Raw genomic sequence first — 14424 nt, 5'->3', positions numbered from 1 at the left:
ATGAGCGACGAGACCGCGCAGCCCGAGCACTGGTGGGAAGCGGGCCCCATCTTCTCGACCACCGACCGGTCCTCCAAGATCACGACGATCGCGCCCGGCGAGGAGATCGGGCGGTTCACGCCCGGCATCGCCGTCATGGCCCTGCTCACCGCCGCGAGCTGGACCGGCCTGGCCTTCATGGGGTATCCGCGGCTGATCGGAGCGGACGAGGTCTCCCCCGCGTTCGACGAGCCCGCCTCACACTGGTGGTGGATCGCGCTCACCGTCTTGGGCGTGGTGCTCATGTTCCCGACGACGGGCGGACTCTACGGGGCGCTGCGGAAGCGCTTCAGGCAGCAGTCGGCGGGCCTGACGGTGTGCTTCACCGCGGCGAGTCTCGGGTTCGTCGTCGCCGGGCTGATCCACCTGCGGTTGACCGTGCGGTACCTCGATTCGCTGCCGCCGGAGGCGCCGTCCTCGGAGCGGCCGGGCACCACGTTCCTGCTGGTGCTCACCGGGCTCGCGCTGATCGTGTTCGTGGGCGGGGCGGTGCGGACGCCGTTCCTGCTCTTCAGGATCCGGCGCAGGCAGCGGAGCATCGTCGAGCTGCGCCGAAGCGGGTTCCGGTACGCCGGCGAGGTCGCCGGGACCGAGTTCGACCGCCGCTGGGTCGACCGCTGGCCGCAGTTCAAGGTCACGATCAGATACGAAGGGCCGAACCCGGAGAACACGTTCGACGCGGTGATGACGACGCAGTCGCACCGGGTGCCGCTGCCGGGTTACCCGGTCGTGGTCTCGGTGGGAGAGCAGGGCACGACCCTGGTCGAACCCGATCCGGAGCGGCCCGGGGAGTTCGACCGGGACTACGACCAGTACGTGGAGCCGTCCGGCGACGGCGGCGGAGGCGGCGGCTGAGGAAGCGGTCCGGGACGGGTCACCGGTTCCGGAACCGGCGGCCGAGCCACGGCGCGAGCTGCGCCGCGCCCCAGGCGACCTCCACGATCAGGAAGCCCCACAAGAGGTCCGGCGCCCCTTGCGTGAGCGCGTACGCCATCCAGGTCGAGAACAGGGCGCGCGCGACGCCGTCGAGGAGGCCGTGGAGCCGCAGCGGAGCGGTGAGCCGCAGCAGTGACCACACCACGACCACCGAGCCCATGAGGTTGGCGTACAGGACCTGCATGTAGTCGAGCTCGGGGAGCGTGCCGAGGCCGGTCGCCGCGCCGAGGCCGTTGAGCGCGGCGTGCAGGATCGCGAAGGTCCACGGGGTCGCGAAGCCAGCGGTGACCACGAGGTCGTACACCGCGCTGGCGCGCACGAGCCTCAGGTACGGGTTTGGCTGCGGTGCAACGGTTGCGGACATGGCGGGACTCCGTTCGTCGGGACACCGGGGAGGGCTACCGTAAACGGTGGAGTGCGCTCCAAGGTCAAGTCGCGGAAGGCGGGAACGGCAGTGAGAATCGGGGAGTTGTCGCAGCGGTCGGGTCTGAGCCGGGACGCCATCCGGTTCTACGAGCGGATCGGGCTGCTCGAATCGCACCGCTCCCCCAACGGGTACCGGGACTTCCCCGCCGAGGCGCTCCCGTGGCTCGACTACGTGCGGACCGCGCAGCGGCTCGGGTTCTCGCTGACCGAGATCGCCGACCACGGAAGGGAACTGCGCGACGCGCCCGACTCGGCGGCGGCGCTGTCGGCGCTGTTCGCCGACAAGATCGCGATCGTGGACGCACGCATGGCCGAACTCGCGGCGCTGCGGGGCGAACTGGTGGAGCGAGCGGGAACCGGCTGCCCGCTGCGCCCGGACGAAACGCGGCGGTCGGGTCGCACGGCGCCGCCGAAGACGTTGCTGCCGTTGCGCTGACGGGGTCTACTGGGCGCCGACGGCGAGCACGGTCTTGCCGCGCGCCTTGCCTTCCATCAAGCGCCCCAAGGCGAGTGCGGCGTCCTCGAGCGGGACCTTGTAGTCGATGCGCACCCGCAGCTGCCCGCGTTCGACCGCCTCGGCCAGCGAGGCGAGAGTCGCCGGATTCGCGTTCGCGTACAGGTTCGCGCCGCGCAGACCCCGGTAGGCGAGCAGTTCGGGATCGACCGCGCCGTTGGAGGAGACGATCACGCCGTTGGCCCTGAGGATCGAGGCGAACGCCTCGATCTCCTCGGCACCAGAGATGAGGTCGATGACCGCGTCGATGCCGGCAGGATGCGCGACGCGCACCTGATCGGCCGCGGAGCCCTCCGTGAAGTCCACGGTCTCGGCCGCGCCGAGCTCGCGCAGGTAGTCGGCGGTCTCGGCGTCGGTCGTGGCGATGACGCGCACGCCCTGGGCAGCCGCGAGCTGCACCGCGGACTGGCCGACGCCGCCGGAGGCGCCGTTGACGAGCAGGACCTGGCCGGGGCCGATGCCGGTGCCCTCCACGAAATCGTGCGCCGCGACGCTCGCCGTCGGCAGGGCCGCCGCGAGGTCGAACGGCAGCGCGTCGGGGAGCCGGGCGAGCTTGGAGGCCTTGGCGACGGCGAACTCGGCGTAGGAACCGCGGCCGAGCTGCACGTCCATGAACTGGCCGAAGACGCGGTCGCCGGACTCGAAGGCCTCCACGTCGGGACCGACGCGCTCGACCGTCCCGGCGCCGTCCGAACCGAGCACGAGCGGAAACGCGTGGGTCACGGCGTCGCGCATGGCGCCCTCGACGACCTTCCAGTCGAAGGGATTGACGCCCGCCGCCGCGATGCGGACCAAGACCTCGCCGGGACCGGGCTCGGGGACGGGCAGATCGTCGATGCGGGGCTCGGTGTCGAAATCGGTGACGACGACTGCGCGCATGGGATTCCCTTCGGCCGTTCCGCGCCGGGTGCGCGGCGCTCCCGGCCTGAATCTACACCGGCGGGTACCCCGGCGAGGCCGATCGAATGCGGCGGGAAGGCCGCACGGCGGGGCACTGCGCCGAGTCGACCGTCTCGCCCGCGGGCACCGGACTCCGCGGCAGGGCCGGCGCGGGATCGGGGCGGGGTTCGCGCCCGTGCCGGGGTGCAAGGAGTCTTTACTCTGGTCCCATGGGTGAAACACCGTTCGCAGACGACCCGCGCTGGAAGGTGCCGCCGTCCGACCGCGCCCTCCGCGTGGTCGAGTACGTGACGCGCATGGTGGAGCGCCATTCCGAACGCTACGGGCCGTTCGACGGCACGAGCACCCCGGAGCCGGAGCTGGAGCGGCGCAAGAGGGCCCACTGGTGGGAACGCGGCCCGGTGTTCTCCACGACCGACCGCGGCCGCAAGATCACCGTCCTCGCCCCCGGGGAGCGGCCCGGGCGGCTCACGGCGGGACTCGCCGCGCTCTTCGCGACCGCTGCGGCGGCGTGGACCGCGCTGGCCTACCTCGGCCTGGCGTGGCTGCCCGGCGTCCTCACCAGTCAGCCGGGTCTTGGGGAACGGCCCACGACCTGGTGGTGGATCGTGCTGTTCGTGCTGTCGCTCAAGGCGGTCGGGCTGTCGTCGTGGGGCCTCCACGCGTTGGTGCGCCGGAGGTTCGGGCAGCGGTCGTTCGCCAAGAGCGTCGTCGCCACCGCCGGGACCTTCGGGTTCACCGCCGGTGCGGCCCTGCACGTCGCCGGCTACGCGGCCACGCTCGCCGACGGCGAGCGCTTCCGGGGCGAGCGGGTCCCGGACCTCCTCGTACTGATCGCCGTCCTCGCGCTGCTGCTGCTGGCGGTCAGGCTGCTCTGGCTGGTGTTCGCGCTGCTGCGGGTCAAGAGCAGGCAGCGGCTGATCCATCGGCTGCGCGCCAAGGGAAGGCGCTTCGACGGCGAGGTCGAGTCCACCGACTTCCATCGCAAATGGTCCGACGAGCGGCCGCAGTTCGACGTGATGATCCGGTACGAGGCCGACGGGGTCGGCCGCGCCTTCAGGGCCGCGATGATCACCTCGTTCGACCGGGTGCCGCTGCCGGGGTTCCCCGTGCGCATCATGGTGGACGAGCGGTCGGCGACCCTGGTCGAACCCGACGTCGAGCGCTCCGGGTACGAGTTCGACTCGGATTGGGCCCACTACGCGAAGCCGAGCAACTACAACTGATCCCGTTGGGCGCGACGGCCACCGGCGCGATTGCGGGGCCGCCGAAGGCGCGGTGACGCGGTCCGGCACGGGGCCTCCGGCGCTGTTTCGGCGCCCGAGGGCCTTGTACGCTACACCGTGGACACGATTCTCCCTCATCTGTCTCACCGTGCAGACGGGTCCACCCGGTTCAATTCGTCCATATTGGAGGAAGTCGTCATGCGCCTTTGGATGGACCGCGTGACGATGCGCGGGCGACTCCACGGCCGCCTGCTCAAGGTCCTCATCGCCGTCGCCGCCCTCGCGTGCGTCGCCGCGATCCTCCAGTTCAGCGTGCTGCGCATCGGCGACGACTCCGACCGCATCGACCTCGGCGTCGACGGGCCCGCCGTCCCCGACTTCAGCGCCGATCCTGAGAGCTCCCCCGAGGGCACCGCGGAGGACTCCCCTTCCGACGCGGGGTCCGAGAGCGCGACCGAGTCCGAATCGCCCTCCCCCGAGGTCGATCCGGAGACCGGACTGCCGGAGACGAGCGGCGCCGCGGGGTCCAGCGGAGCCGACCCGACCACCGAGGCCGCGCCCGCCGCGAGGCAGTGCACGGCGACGCTCACGCTCGACAACGAGTGGTCGAGTTCGGTGTCGGTCAAGGTGACCGTCGCCAACACCGGGTCCGAGCCGGTGCAGGGCTGGGAGGTCGTGATCGACGTCGAGCACCTGTCGGTGGCCTCGACCTGGGGCCTGAGCCATGTGGAGGGCGACCGCTACGGCGACGTCTGGTTCAACGGGTCGCTCGACCCCGGCAAGAGCGTCGGGCCGAGCTTCACCGCCGACGTGCAGGGCGACTACGCCCTGCCCGAGACGGTGCCCTGCACCCCTGAGGGTTGATCAGCGACGGCGCTGCTCGTGCAGCAGGAGCCACACGAGGTAGGCGCCGCCGAGGAGGACCGTGACCGCGCCGACCGGCAGCGGCGTGTCGGGGACCGCGTGCTGCGCGATCAGGTCCGCCCCGCCCAGGAGCACCGAGCCGACCAGCGCCGAGCCGACGAGGTCGGCCGAGCCGGGACGGCCGCTGAGCCGCCGCGCGATCTGCGGGGCCGCGAGCGCGACGAACGCGATCGGTCCGGCCGCGGCGGTCACGAGGGCGGTGAACCCGACGCCGACCGCCGAGAGCAGGATCTTGCTGCGCTCCACCGGGACGCCGTGCGTCACGGCCGTCTCGTCGCCGAGTTCGAGCTGGCGCATCCGGCGCCCGGCCACCGGCAGGGCGAGCGCGAGCAGACCGGCGACGATCGACGCGAGAATCACCGGGGGCCATTGGATCGCGTTGAGCGAGCCGGCGCCCCACACGGCGGCGCGCAGGGCCTCGCCGAGGTCGGCTTTGACGGAGAACCAGGTGTTCACCGAGGTGAGCATGGCGCTGACGGCGATGCCGACGATGATGAGCCGGAAGCCGCGGACGCCGCCGCGGAAGGCGAGCAGGTACACGAGGGCGGCGGCGCCGAGGCCGCCGATCATGGCACCCGCGGCGTAGGCGAGGAAGCCGGTCCCGCCGACAGTGATGACGAAGACGACGCCCGTGTAGGCGCCGGTGTTGAGACCGATGATGTCGGGGCTGCCGAGCGGGTTCCTGGTGAGGGACTGGAAGATCGCGCCGCTGATGCCGAGGCAGGCGCCGAAGAGCCCGGCGGCGAGGGCGCGGGGCGCGCGCCATTCGACGACCACGAGCCGGTTGGGGCCGCGGGCGTCCGGGCCGAGCGCGGTGAGGACTTCGGTGAGCGTCAGGGACCGGGAGCCGAGCATGAGGGAGGCGGCGACGCAGGCGGTCGCGGCGAGCAGGAGCAGAACGGCGACGATGAGGGCGCGGGTGTGCACGCGTCGGCTGAGTCGTCCTATGCGGACGGTGAAGGTGCCGGTCACGGGGCGGCCGCCTTGGCGCGGCGAACCAGTGCGATGAGGACCGGGGCGCCGATGAGGGCGGTGACGACGCCGACCTGGAGTTCGGCGGGCCAGACCACGAGGCGGCCGATGACGTCGGCGACCAGGAGGAGCACGGGCGCGAGGATCAGGGAGAACGGGAGGACCCAGCGCTGGTCGGGGCCGGTCAGCCAGCGTACGGCGTGCGGGACCATGAGGCCGATGAAGCCGATCGGTCCGGCCGCGGCGGTGGCGGCGCCGCAGAGGAGGGTCACGGCGACCATGCCGGCGGCGCGGGTGAAGGTGATGCGGGCGCCGACGGCGCGGGCCATGTCGTCGCCGAGGGCGAGGGCGTTGAGCGGGCGGGCGCAGGCGAGGCCGAGGAGGAGCCCGGCGGCGATGAACGGGAGGATCGCGGCGATCGTGCCGTCGGGTCGGTCGGCGATGGACCCGGCGCCCCAGTAGCGCATCCGGTCGAAGGTCTGGGGGTCGATGAGGGCGAGGGTGGAGGAAGCGCCGGAGAGGACGGCGCTGAGGGCGACGCCGACGAGGGTGAGGCGGATGGGGTTGGCGCCGCCGGGGCCGCGGGCGGCGATGACGTAGACGACGAGGGCGGCGATGACGGCGCCGGCGAAGCCGAGCCAGAGGTACTGCTGGATGCGGGTGACGCCGAAGAGGGCGACGCCGAGGACGATCGCGAACCCGGCTCCGGCGTTGACGCCGAGGATGCCGGGATCGGCGAGGGGGTTGCGGGTGAGGGCCTGGATGAGCGCGCCGGAGAGGCCGAGGGCGGCGCCGACGAGGACGGCGAGGGCGGTGCGGGGGACGCGCAGGTCGAGGACGGTGAGGTGGTCGAGGCTGCCGTCGGGGCGGGTGAGGGCGGCCCAGACGGTGGTGAGAGGCAGCGGGGCGGAGCCGACGGCGAGGCTGGCGGCGATGGCGAGGAGCAAGGTCCCGAAGGCGACGGTGAGCCAGAAGAGGCGACGGCGACGGCCGAGAGCGAGGGGCCCGGGGACGGCCGGAAACGAGGCACGCGATCCGCTGGTCGCACCGGAGTCGAACCCGGACGCCGGGGGCACGGCCCCCTGGATCGGACCGGCCTCGGACTCCGTAGCCGCACCGCGCGCTCGCCCCTCGGGCCCGGTCACCGGAACGCGGCCGGGCGCGTTGCCGGGCGCATCAGCGTCGAACCCGGACGCCGGAGGCACGGCCCCCTGGATCGGACCGGCCTCGGACTCCGTAGCCGCACCGCGCGCTCGCCCCTCGGGCCCGGTCACCGGAACGGGGCCGGGCGCGTTGTCGGGCGCATCAGCGTCGAACCCGGGCGCACTGGGCGGGGCCTCTTTGGTCTGACCAGCTTCGGAAACCGTAGTCGCACCGCCTGCGCGCGCCACGGGCCCGGCCACCGGCGCACCACCAGTCGCATCAGCGTCGAACCCGGGAGCTGCGAGCGTGGTGACCTCGATCGGACCGACCTCGGAAACCGCAGACGCACCGCTCACTCGCGCTCTGGATTCAGTCGCCGGAGCGATATCGGTTGCTTCGGCATCCAACACGGGCCCGGTGGCCGTAGCCACTATGGTCGGATCGGCCTCGGACACGGCAGCTGCGTTTCTGACACGCGCCTCGGGTCCAGTCGCCAGAGCGCGGCCGTTCGCACCGGCGCCGAACTCGGATGCCGCGCACGTGGCCTCTCCGATCGGAACGGCCCAGGGCGCCACCGTAACCTCTCCTGCGCGCGCCTCGGGTCCGACCTTCGGTGCTCCGTCGGGCGCATCGGCGTCGAACCCGGGCGCGCTCGGCGCGACCCCGTTGGCCCGGCCGGCTTCGGACTCCGCAGCTTCACCGACCGCGCGCGCCTCGATTCCGGCTGCCGGAACGACATCGGTCGCTTCGATGTCCAACCCGGGCGCACTGCGGGTGGCCTCCCTGGTCCGGCCAGCCTCGGACTCCGCGGCCGCATCGCTTGCGCGCGCCCCGATTCCGGTCACCGGATCACTGCCATTTGCGTCGGCGTCGAACCCAGGAGCGGCGAGCGCGGCCCTCTCGATCGGGCCGACCTCGGAAACCGCAGGCGCACCGCTCACTCGCGCTTCGGATCCGGCCATCGGCGCGCCGCCGGGCGCATCGGCGTCGAACCCGGGCGCACTGGGCGCAACCCCGTTGGTTGAACCGGCCTCGGATTCCGCAGCGGCGACGTTCGCTCGCGCCTCGGGCCCGGTCGCCGAAGCGCGGCCGTTCGCGCCGGCGCCGAACCCAGATGCCGCGCGCGTGGCCTCTCCAATCGGAACCGTGCCAGACACTGCGGATGCATCGCCCGCGCGTGGTTCGGGTTCGGTCGCTGGCGCGCTGCCGGGCGCATTGGCGTCGAACCCCGGCTCGGTGGCCGTAGCCCTTTTGGTCGGATCGGCCTCGGACGTCTCGGTTGCACCTCCTGCTCGTGGTTCGGGCGGCTCGGTCCTCGTCTGCGACATCTCGGCGGGCCGCCGCTCCTCAGCGGCGGCCCATTGCCACTTGTCCTGCGGCACTGTCATCTCGGGGTGCTGTCGGGAACGAGCGCGAAGTACTCCACGCCCCAGCCGAGCGGGCGCCTGTCGTCGATCGACCAGCCCGCCTCCGCCGCGAGCAGCGCCATGTCGCTCGGCGAGCGCGGTGTGCTGCCCGTCGCGGCCAGTTGCAGCAGTGCCTCATCAGCGGCACCGGGGCTCAGCGCGTCCGGTTGCAGCGCTTCGACGAGCACCGCGCGCTCCGCCGCCCGGCGCATCTCCCCCAGCAGGGCGACCGCCTCCGCGTCGGTGCGGTGGCCGAGCGCCAGCGCGGTCACCGCTACCTCGATTCGGTCCCATCGCACGGTGAACCGGTGCTCGGACCCCTCGCTCAACTCCTTCAGGACCGCGAGCGGCCCGGCCGATTCCACGATCGAGGTGTCGGCTGCGAGCCGTTCGCGCAGGAGGTCGGCGAGGACGAGCGAGCCGGGGCCGGTGACCGCGACCCTGGTCTCCCTGCCCCACACCGGCAGACGAGGCAGGCCGGTCACGAGATGGGCGAGGCCGTCGGCGTCTTCGACCAGCTCCTCGTAGCGGTGCCCGTCGCGTTCGAGCGACTGGCGCATGGTGCGGCCGTTGACGCGCGACCAGGCGGGCTCGTCGAGTTCGAGCGCCTCCGCGAGTTCAGCGAGGGCCAGGATCCGGTCGGCGTCGACGCCGGTGAAGCGCTCGCGGGCGTGCTCGTCGGCGAGGAGTTCCTCGCCGGCCGGGCCGAGTGCGACCGGGCCGGTACCCGGGGCGACGACCGCGGCGGTCTTGAGGGCGTCGAGGAGGACGCTCAGGCGCCGTGCGTCGATGCCGAGTTGGGCGGCCAGCGCGGGCAGTGGGACCGGGCCCGCCGCGAGCGATTCGACCAGGCCGAGGCGCAGCGCGGCGCGCACGGCGAACCAGGTCGTCGGCGCGGGCAGGTGGTCGAGCGAGCTTTCGGCGGTCTCGGCGTCCTGGCGGTGCCAGTAGCCGGTGATGCTGGTGTGCGACTTGGGGACCTCGAGTTCGCGGGCGAGGTACCGGCGCAGGGGCAGCAGCGATCGGCTCTCTGCGGCGGCCCATGCGTACGGTCTGCCGGGCGGGACCTCGATGGCGCGGACCGCTGCCGCGAGGGCGTCCGGGTCGCCCGGTGCCGCCTCGGTCCAGGTGACGGTGTCGCCTGGGGCCGTGGGGAGTTCGCGTCGGGCCGCCGCGTCGGGCACAGCGGCCACGATGCGGACCGGGGCGTCCAGCGGGCGGTCGTTGAGGTAGCGCTCGATGGCGGGCAGCGCGGTCTCGTCACCGGCGAGGAGCACCCAATCGGTGTCCGGCGGCACCACTGTGGAGGATTTGGGTCCGGCGAACCACAGGTCGTCGCCGGGTTTCGCACCGGCGGCCCAGGTGGAGGCGGGGCCGTCGCCGTGGAGGACGAATTCGAGGTCGAGTTCGCGGGCGACCGGGTCGAAGCGGGTGGGCGTGTAGTCGCGGGCCAGGCGGGTGGTCGCCCGCGGCCATTCGATGCCGTCCTCCAACTGGATCGGCAGGACCGATGCGAGGTCGCCGTCTGCGGCGAAGATCAGCTTCACGTGGTCGTCGAAGGCCTCGGACACGAAGGCGGGCAGGCTGATCCCGTCGCGTTCGAACGCGCCGAGCTGCTCGCCGACGAGGGTCACGCGGCGGGTGCGCGGGTTGAGGTCCGCCACCCGCCCGACCTGCGCGCGGCGCAGGACGAGCGGGTGGATCACCAGGTTGCGGTGGCTCATTCGCGGGGCCGCTACGAGAACTGCTGCTCGACGAGGTCGAGCAGGGCCAGCGCTTCGTCGTAGTCGCCGCGGACGACCCAGTACGGCAGGTCGTAGGCGTGGCCTTCGGCGAACGCGGGCAGCGCGGCGTACACGCTCGACTCGGCGAGGGTGGCGACGTCGGTGGTGTCGGCGTTGAAGCCGGTCACGAACACGGTCGGGACGGTCAGGACCTGGGCGACCTGCTCGGTCGACAGCTCGAACATGTCGCCGCCTTCGCGGTAGGGCTCGAAGCCGTGCTCCTCGGCGAGCGGGGCGGGCTCGAAGCCGAGTTCGGCGAGGGCCAGGGGCAGGCCGGCGTCGTGGAGGAGCGCGTAGGCGGTGCCGTCGGCGGTCACGGTGAGCACCGCGAAGGGCCCGGGCGGGACGGTGATCGCGGCGGCGACCTCTTCGGCGCGGGCCTGGTAGTCGGCGACGAAGGCGTCGTAGGCCTCGGCCTGGCCGAACACGTCGTCCGCGATGAAGGAGAACTGCTCCTGCCAGGTGGCGAGCGAGCCGGAGACGATCACGGTCGCGGCGATGTCCGAGAGCTGGTCGTAGGCCTCGACCGCCTGCGCGCCGGGCAGGCCCAGGCCGCCGGCGAGGATGAGGTCGGGGTCCTGTTCGAGGATCGCCTCGAGGTCGAAGCCGTCGGGGCTCCAGGGGAGGAACTCGGTGCCGTCCGCCTCGGCCTCGTCGGCCCAGAACGCGGAGTACTCGCCGCCGGCGTCGGCGTCCTCGGGCACGGTCGCGACCACGGGCACGTCCAGGTCGTAGAGGTATCCTGCGAGCGCGTAGTTGAGCACCACGACCCGCTGCGGGTCGGCCGGGATCTCGACGGCGCCCTGCTCGGTCTGGACGGTGCGCGTCGGTCCGTCGGAGGACGCGTCCTCCTCGGCGGCGGTGCAGCCGGCGAGGGCCAGGGACGAGCCGGCGATGGCGGCGGTGAGCACGGCGAACGCGGTGCGTGGGGATCGCATGGGACCTCTATCGGGAATGGGGGGACGGGCGGTCTCCCAGGCACGACGGCCTGAAAGTAAGGCTAGGCTAGCCTACAAACTCAGCCCGGGCCTTCGCCGAAGCGACATCGGCGGGTGCCCGACGCGACACGAATCCTGGAGCGAGCATGCACCCTGCGGCCTCACTGGTGGGCGTCGTGCCCGAGAACAGCATCCGGTTCCTCGGCCACGACACGCACGAGCACGACGTGCCGCATCTCGTCCACATCGTGATCGGCACGGCCGAACTCGTGGTCGACGGCGTCCCGATGCGGATGCGGGCGCGCGAGAACCTGTGGTTGGCGCCGCATGTGCCGCACTCGGTGCGGCTCTCGGACGACGGCGTCGCACTCGGGCCCTTCCTCTCCCCCGAGACGGTGCCGCCCGAGCGGGTGCGGCGCTTGGGGATCGTCCCCGCGCTCACCGATCTGATGACGACGATCCTGGTCGCCGGTCCCGTGACCCCCGAGCAGGTGCGACCGTTCCGAGAGGCCCTGGACGACGTGCTGCGCGGCATCGACGACCGGTACTTCCCGCTCGTGCTGCCCGCGCACGCGGTGGCGCGGGCGATCGCCCGGGAGGCGTTGTCGCCCTTGACGCTCGGCGAGCTGGCGGCGGCGCGGCACACCAGCGTCCGGCATGTGCAGCGGCTGTTCCAGGAGGAGACGGGGCTGCCGTTCACGCGGTGGCGGACCAGGGCGCGGTTGAACGTGGCGATCGGGCGGCTCAAGGGCGGCAGTTCGCTCGCGGCGGCGGCGCGGGCCTCGGGTTACGCGACGCGCGGCGGACTAGTCAAGGCGATCGGCCGCGAGACGGGGTTGTCGGCAGAACGGCTGTCGGACGATCCGCTCGCGGCGCTCGCAGAAGCGCGGCCGGCGGCATGAATCGGCGTTGAGGGGTCGTTCGCGGAGCGGGTGCCGGGCGGTCGGTGAGCGGTGCGAGCAGAGGTGAGACTTAGTACGCAGTACGCAGTACGCAGTACGCAGTACGCAGTACGCAGCGAGATTATGCGATGTGGATCGCCGGTTCGTGAAGGACCGGGAAGTTCACGGAGTTCGCGATGAAGCAGGCCCGATTGGCATCATGGTGGAGTTCGGTCGCGCGATCGGCCTTCTCGGGGTCGGTGATGGTCACTCGCGGGCGGAGCACGACCTCGGTCATGCGGCCGCTGTTACCCGCCGTCTCCGTCATGGTCCCGGTGGCCTCGTCCTCGTAGGCGGTCACCACGATCCGGTCGCGGGCGCACAGGGCGAGATAGGTGAGCATGTGGCACTCGGCGAGCGAGGCGATCAGGAGGTCTTCGGGGTTCCAGCGCTCCTTCTGGCCGAGGAACGCCGGGTCGGCGCTGCCGCGGATGAGCGGCTTGCCGGAGGCGGTGATGTCGTGGTCGCGCCCGTATTCGAGATAGCGGGCGGTGCCATTGCCGGTGTTGCCGGTCCAGCGCACGTTGACTTCGTAGTGGTGTTCGCGGCCGCTCATGGCGGGCTCCTTCCGGCTCTCGGGTCGCCAGCGTAACCGCCGTCCTCATTCGAGCAGGACCGTCTCCGCCTCAGGGAACTTGGCCCACCAGTAGTGGTGGCGCCGGTACGGTTCCGGCTCGCGGTCGGCGAGCAGGTCCTTGAGCCCGGCGGCCTCCTTCGCGAGTCCGGCCCAGGCCTCGTCGGGGATCGGCCGGAAGGCGGTGGCCTCGATGCCGCGCTCGGTCGCCCGCCAGACCCCGGCGGCGAGGCCGTCGACCAGGAGCATCGGGAGCACGTCGCCGTTGTTGCGGATCAGGTCGGTGCGCAGCTCGGGCGGGATGGTGCGGCTGCGGTCGAAGTAGGCGAGGAACACGTTGTCCCACATGGCCATCAGGCGCGGCGGCGCGAGCGTGTCGGGTTCGGGGATCACGGCGCCGGGCAGGTCGAAGAGGGTCTCGCCGGCCGGGCCCTGGTGCTGTTCGAGCCGGTCGCCGAGGGCGAGGAGCGCCTGCTTGGCACGGCCACGCTGGACCATCGCGAACTGCGCGAGGTCGGCGGCCGAAGCCGGTCCGAAGCCGGAGAGGTAGCGGAGCGCGAGCTGCTGGAGCGCCGCGTCGGCGGCCTCGCGGTCGCCGAGGGTCGGGCGGTCGGGGGCGGCGACGACGGCGACCCGATCGGTGAAGCCCCAGGGGCCGTCGCCGACGGCGCGCAGCAGCGGGGCGTACTGGCGGATGCCGACCCAGGCGGCCTTCGCGGCCTCGGGGCCGAGGCGTTCGGCGAGCCAGGTTTCGCATTCGCCCGCGGCGCGGGGCTCGGCGGCGAAGTCGAGGACGCCGGCGGTGAGCCGCTCCGCCTCGGCGATGGCGACGCCAGAGCCGGCGGTGCGCGCGCCGAGCTTCGCGGCGTACAGGGAGGGCTCGGTGGCCTCGCGGAACGTCCGGTAGTCGGCGGCGGCGACGGTGTGGAGCGTCATGCGGACCGGGTTGCCGCGCACGACGCGACCTTCGGCGTAGGCGGCGTCGAGATCCTCGCGGGCGAAGTCTGCGATCCGGTTCCAAAGCCCGAGGTACGGCGAGACGGGGGTCTGGGACTGAAGGGCGACGGCCGAGCGGATGGCCGCGGTGGCGTCGGTCCGCTCGCGGTGGAGGAGGGACTGGCGGGCGAGGGTCGCGCGGTTGAGCTGGAGGGCCGAGAGTCGCATGGGGCGAGGCTAACGCCCGGGCCCGACGCGCCGGATGGTGCCGAGCCGAGCAGGTAGGCGTCAGTCTCGCGGCCGGGCTCGAAGAAGGTTGGTACCGGGCACGCCTTGCAGGTCGGGGCGATCCGCGGGAAGCGTCAGTACTGGAGACCGCCATGCGGGTCGGCACCCGAACGGGCGTCTTCGCCCGGGCGGGACAGGCGCAGACTGCGGAAGCGGGAACTTCGCCACTGGCCAGGCAGTATCGCGCCCGCGGGGGCTGACCGAGCGGGAAGCAGCCGGGTGGGTCCATGCCTTCGGGCGGCTTCCCGGGGACGCGTCGGGACCGTGAGACCGGGAGGTCCAGGTCGTGTGCGCGGCTTCCCGAGTACGCGTCGGACCGCCCGGAGGCCCGGCGGTATTGCTCGCGACCCTCTCACCCGCGAACCGGTGCCGGGACCGGCAACCACACGGCCCCATGGCCCTATGGCCCCACGGCCGTTCGAGCGTGCGCTCGCCGGTGCTGCGGCGCTGGATTGCGAATCGTCCTTGGACACGCGC

At 72.6% G+C, this 14424-nt stretch carries 13 protein-coding genes; 5 read left to right on the top strand and 8 right to left on the bottom strand.

The features are described from left to right. Positions 1-894, top strand: coding sequence for a hypothetical protein (locus tag IF12_RS22620; protein ID WP_035748262.1), 894 nt, complete (start codon positions 1-3; stop codon positions 892-894). Positions 895-913: 19 nt separating this feature from the next. Here the strand turns inward: IF12_RS22620 and IF12_RS0103805 are convergent, their stop codons facing one another. Beyond that, a complete protein-coding gene (locus IF12_RS0103805; protein ID WP_030154736.1) occupies positions 914-1339 on the bottom strand; it encodes a hypothetical protein in 426 nt (141 codons plus the stop codon). Between the two features lie 90 nt (positions 1340-1429). Here IF12_RS0103805 and IF12_RS0103800 point away from each other — a divergent pair, with 90 nt between their 5' ends. Then, positions 1430-1837, top strand: a complete 408-nt coding sequence (locus tag IF12_RS0103800; protein ID WP_051703933.1) for a MerR family DNA-binding transcriptional regulator — start codon at positions 1430-1432, stop codon at positions 1835-1837. Between the two features lie 6 nt (positions 1838-1843). Here the strand turns inward: IF12_RS0103800 and IF12_RS0103795 are convergent, their stop codons facing one another. Continuing rightward, positions 1844-2794: an NADP-dependent oxidoreductase gene (locus IF12_RS0103795; protein ID WP_030154731.1), complete on the bottom strand. Its 951-nt coding sequence runs from the start codon at positions 2792-2794 to the stop codon at positions 1844-1846. A gap of 230 nt (positions 2795-3024) precedes the next feature. Between IF12_RS0103795 and IF12_RS0103790 the strand changes: the two genes are divergently transcribed. After that, on the top strand, positions 3025-4041 hold the full coding sequence (locus IF12_RS0103790; RefSeq protein WP_030154729.1) for a hypothetical protein: 1017 nt from the start codon (positions 3025-3027) through the stop codon (positions 4039-4041). Positions 4042-4239: 198 nt separating this feature from the next. Next, positions 4240-4905, top strand: a complete 666-nt coding sequence (locus tag IF12_RS0103785; protein ID WP_081913122.1) for a cellulose binding domain-containing protein — start codon at positions 4240-4242, stop codon at positions 4903-4905. On the opposite strand, the gene IF12_RS0103780 is transcribed toward IF12_RS0103785, so the two are convergent. From IF12_RS0103780 to IF12_RS0103765, 4 genes are all read right to left on the bottom strand, one after another. Continuing rightward, positions 4906-5937: an iron chelate uptake ABC transporter family permease subunit gene (locus IF12_RS0103780; RefSeq protein WP_030154724.1), complete on the bottom strand. Its 1032-nt coding sequence runs from the start codon at positions 5935-5937 to the stop codon at positions 4906-4908. Next, positions 5934-7013, bottom strand: a complete 1080-nt coding sequence (locus IF12_RS26470) for an iron chelate uptake ABC transporter family permease subunit (RefSeq protein ID WP_030154721.1) — start codon at positions 7011-7013, stop codon at positions 5934-5936. The genes IF12_RS0103780 and IF12_RS26470 overlap by 4 nt, the downstream gene beginning before the upstream one ends. Before the next feature lie 1451 nt (positions 7014-8464). Continuing rightward, positions 8465-10210: a siderophore-interacting protein gene (locus tag IF12_RS0103770; RefSeq protein ID WP_051703932.1), complete on the bottom strand. Its 1746-nt coding sequence runs from the start codon at positions 10208-10210 to the stop codon at positions 8465-8467. 11 nt (positions 10211-10221) lie between these two features. Further along, on the bottom strand, positions 10222-11208 hold the full coding sequence (locus IF12_RS0103765; RefSeq protein WP_030154716.1) for an ABC transporter substrate-binding protein: 987 nt from the start codon (positions 11206-11208) through the stop codon (positions 10222-10224). Between the two features lie 146 nt (positions 11209-11354). On the opposite strand from IF12_RS0103765, the gene IF12_RS0103760 reads away from it, so the two are divergent. Beyond that, entirely contained in the window at positions 11355-12110 is a 756-nt protein-coding gene (locus tag IF12_RS0103760; protein ID WP_030154714.1) for an AraC family transcriptional regulator, read from the top strand. 121 nt (positions 12111-12231) lie between these two features. Here IF12_RS0103760 and IF12_RS0103755 read toward each other — a convergent pair whose 3' ends face one another. After that, positions 12232-12705 (bottom strand): OsmC family protein, encoded by a 474-nt coding sequence (locus tag IF12_RS0103755; protein WP_030154711.1) that lies wholly within the window; start codon positions 12703-12705, stop codon positions 12232-12234. Between the two features lie 45 nt (positions 12706-12750). Continuing rightward, on the bottom strand, positions 12751-13887 hold the full coding sequence (locus IF12_RS0103750; RefSeq protein ID WP_030154709.1) for a winged helix DNA-binding domain-containing protein: 1137 nt from the start codon (positions 13885-13887) through the stop codon (positions 12751-12753). Positions 13888-14424 lie beyond the last annotated feature (537 nt).

Origin of the sequence: Glycomyces sp. NRRL B-16210 (genome assembly GCF_000719515.1) — a bacterium.
Lineage (GTDB): Bacteria > Actinomycetota > Actinomycetes > Mycobacteriales > Micromonosporaceae > Glycomyces.
Note: the sequence above shows the minus strand (reverse complement) of the source record. Positions and strands in the feature narration are given on the sequence as shown.

Bases quoted from the DNA above. Each gene is read 5' to 3' on its own strand.
- IF12_RS0103760 (WP_030154714.1), top strand. From the start codon at position 11,355: ATGCACCCTGCGGCCTCACTGGTGGGCGTCGTGCCCGAGAACAGCATC.
- IF12_RS0103770 (WP_051703932.1), bottom strand. From the start codon at position 10,210: ATGAGCCACCGCAACCTGGTGATCCACCCGCTCGTCCTGCGCCGCGCG.
- IF12_RS0103785 (WP_081913122.1), top strand. From the start codon at position 4,240: ATGCGCCTTTGGATGGACCGCGTGACGATGCGCGGGCGACTCCACGGC.
- IF12_RS0103755 (WP_030154711.1), bottom strand. From the start codon at position 12,705: ATGAGCGGCCGCGAACACCACTACGAAGTCAACGTGCGCTGGACCGGC.
- IF12_RS0103750 (WP_030154709.1), bottom strand. From the start codon at position 13,887: ATGCGACTCTCGGCCCTCCAGCTCAACCGCGCGACCCTCGCCCGCCAG.
- IF12_RS0103795 (WP_030154731.1), bottom strand. From the start codon at position 2,794: ATGCGCGCAGTCGTCGTCACCGATTTCGACACCGAGCCCCGCATCGAC.
- IF12_RS0103805 (WP_030154736.1), bottom strand. From the start codon at position 1,339: ATGTCCGCAACCGTTGCACCGCAGCCAAACCCGTACCTGAGGCTCGTG.
- IF12_RS22620 (WP_035748262.1), top strand. From the start codon at position 1: ATGAGCGACGAGACCGCGCAGCCCGAGCACTGGTGGGAAGCGGGCCCC.
- IF12_RS0103790 (WP_030154729.1), top strand. From the start codon at position 3,025: ATGGGTGAAACACCGTTCGCAGACGACCCGCGCTGGAAGGTGCCGCCG.
- IF12_RS0103765 (WP_030154716.1), bottom strand. From the start codon at position 11,208: ATGCGATCCCCACGCACCGCGTTCGCCGTGCTCACCGCCGCCATCGCC.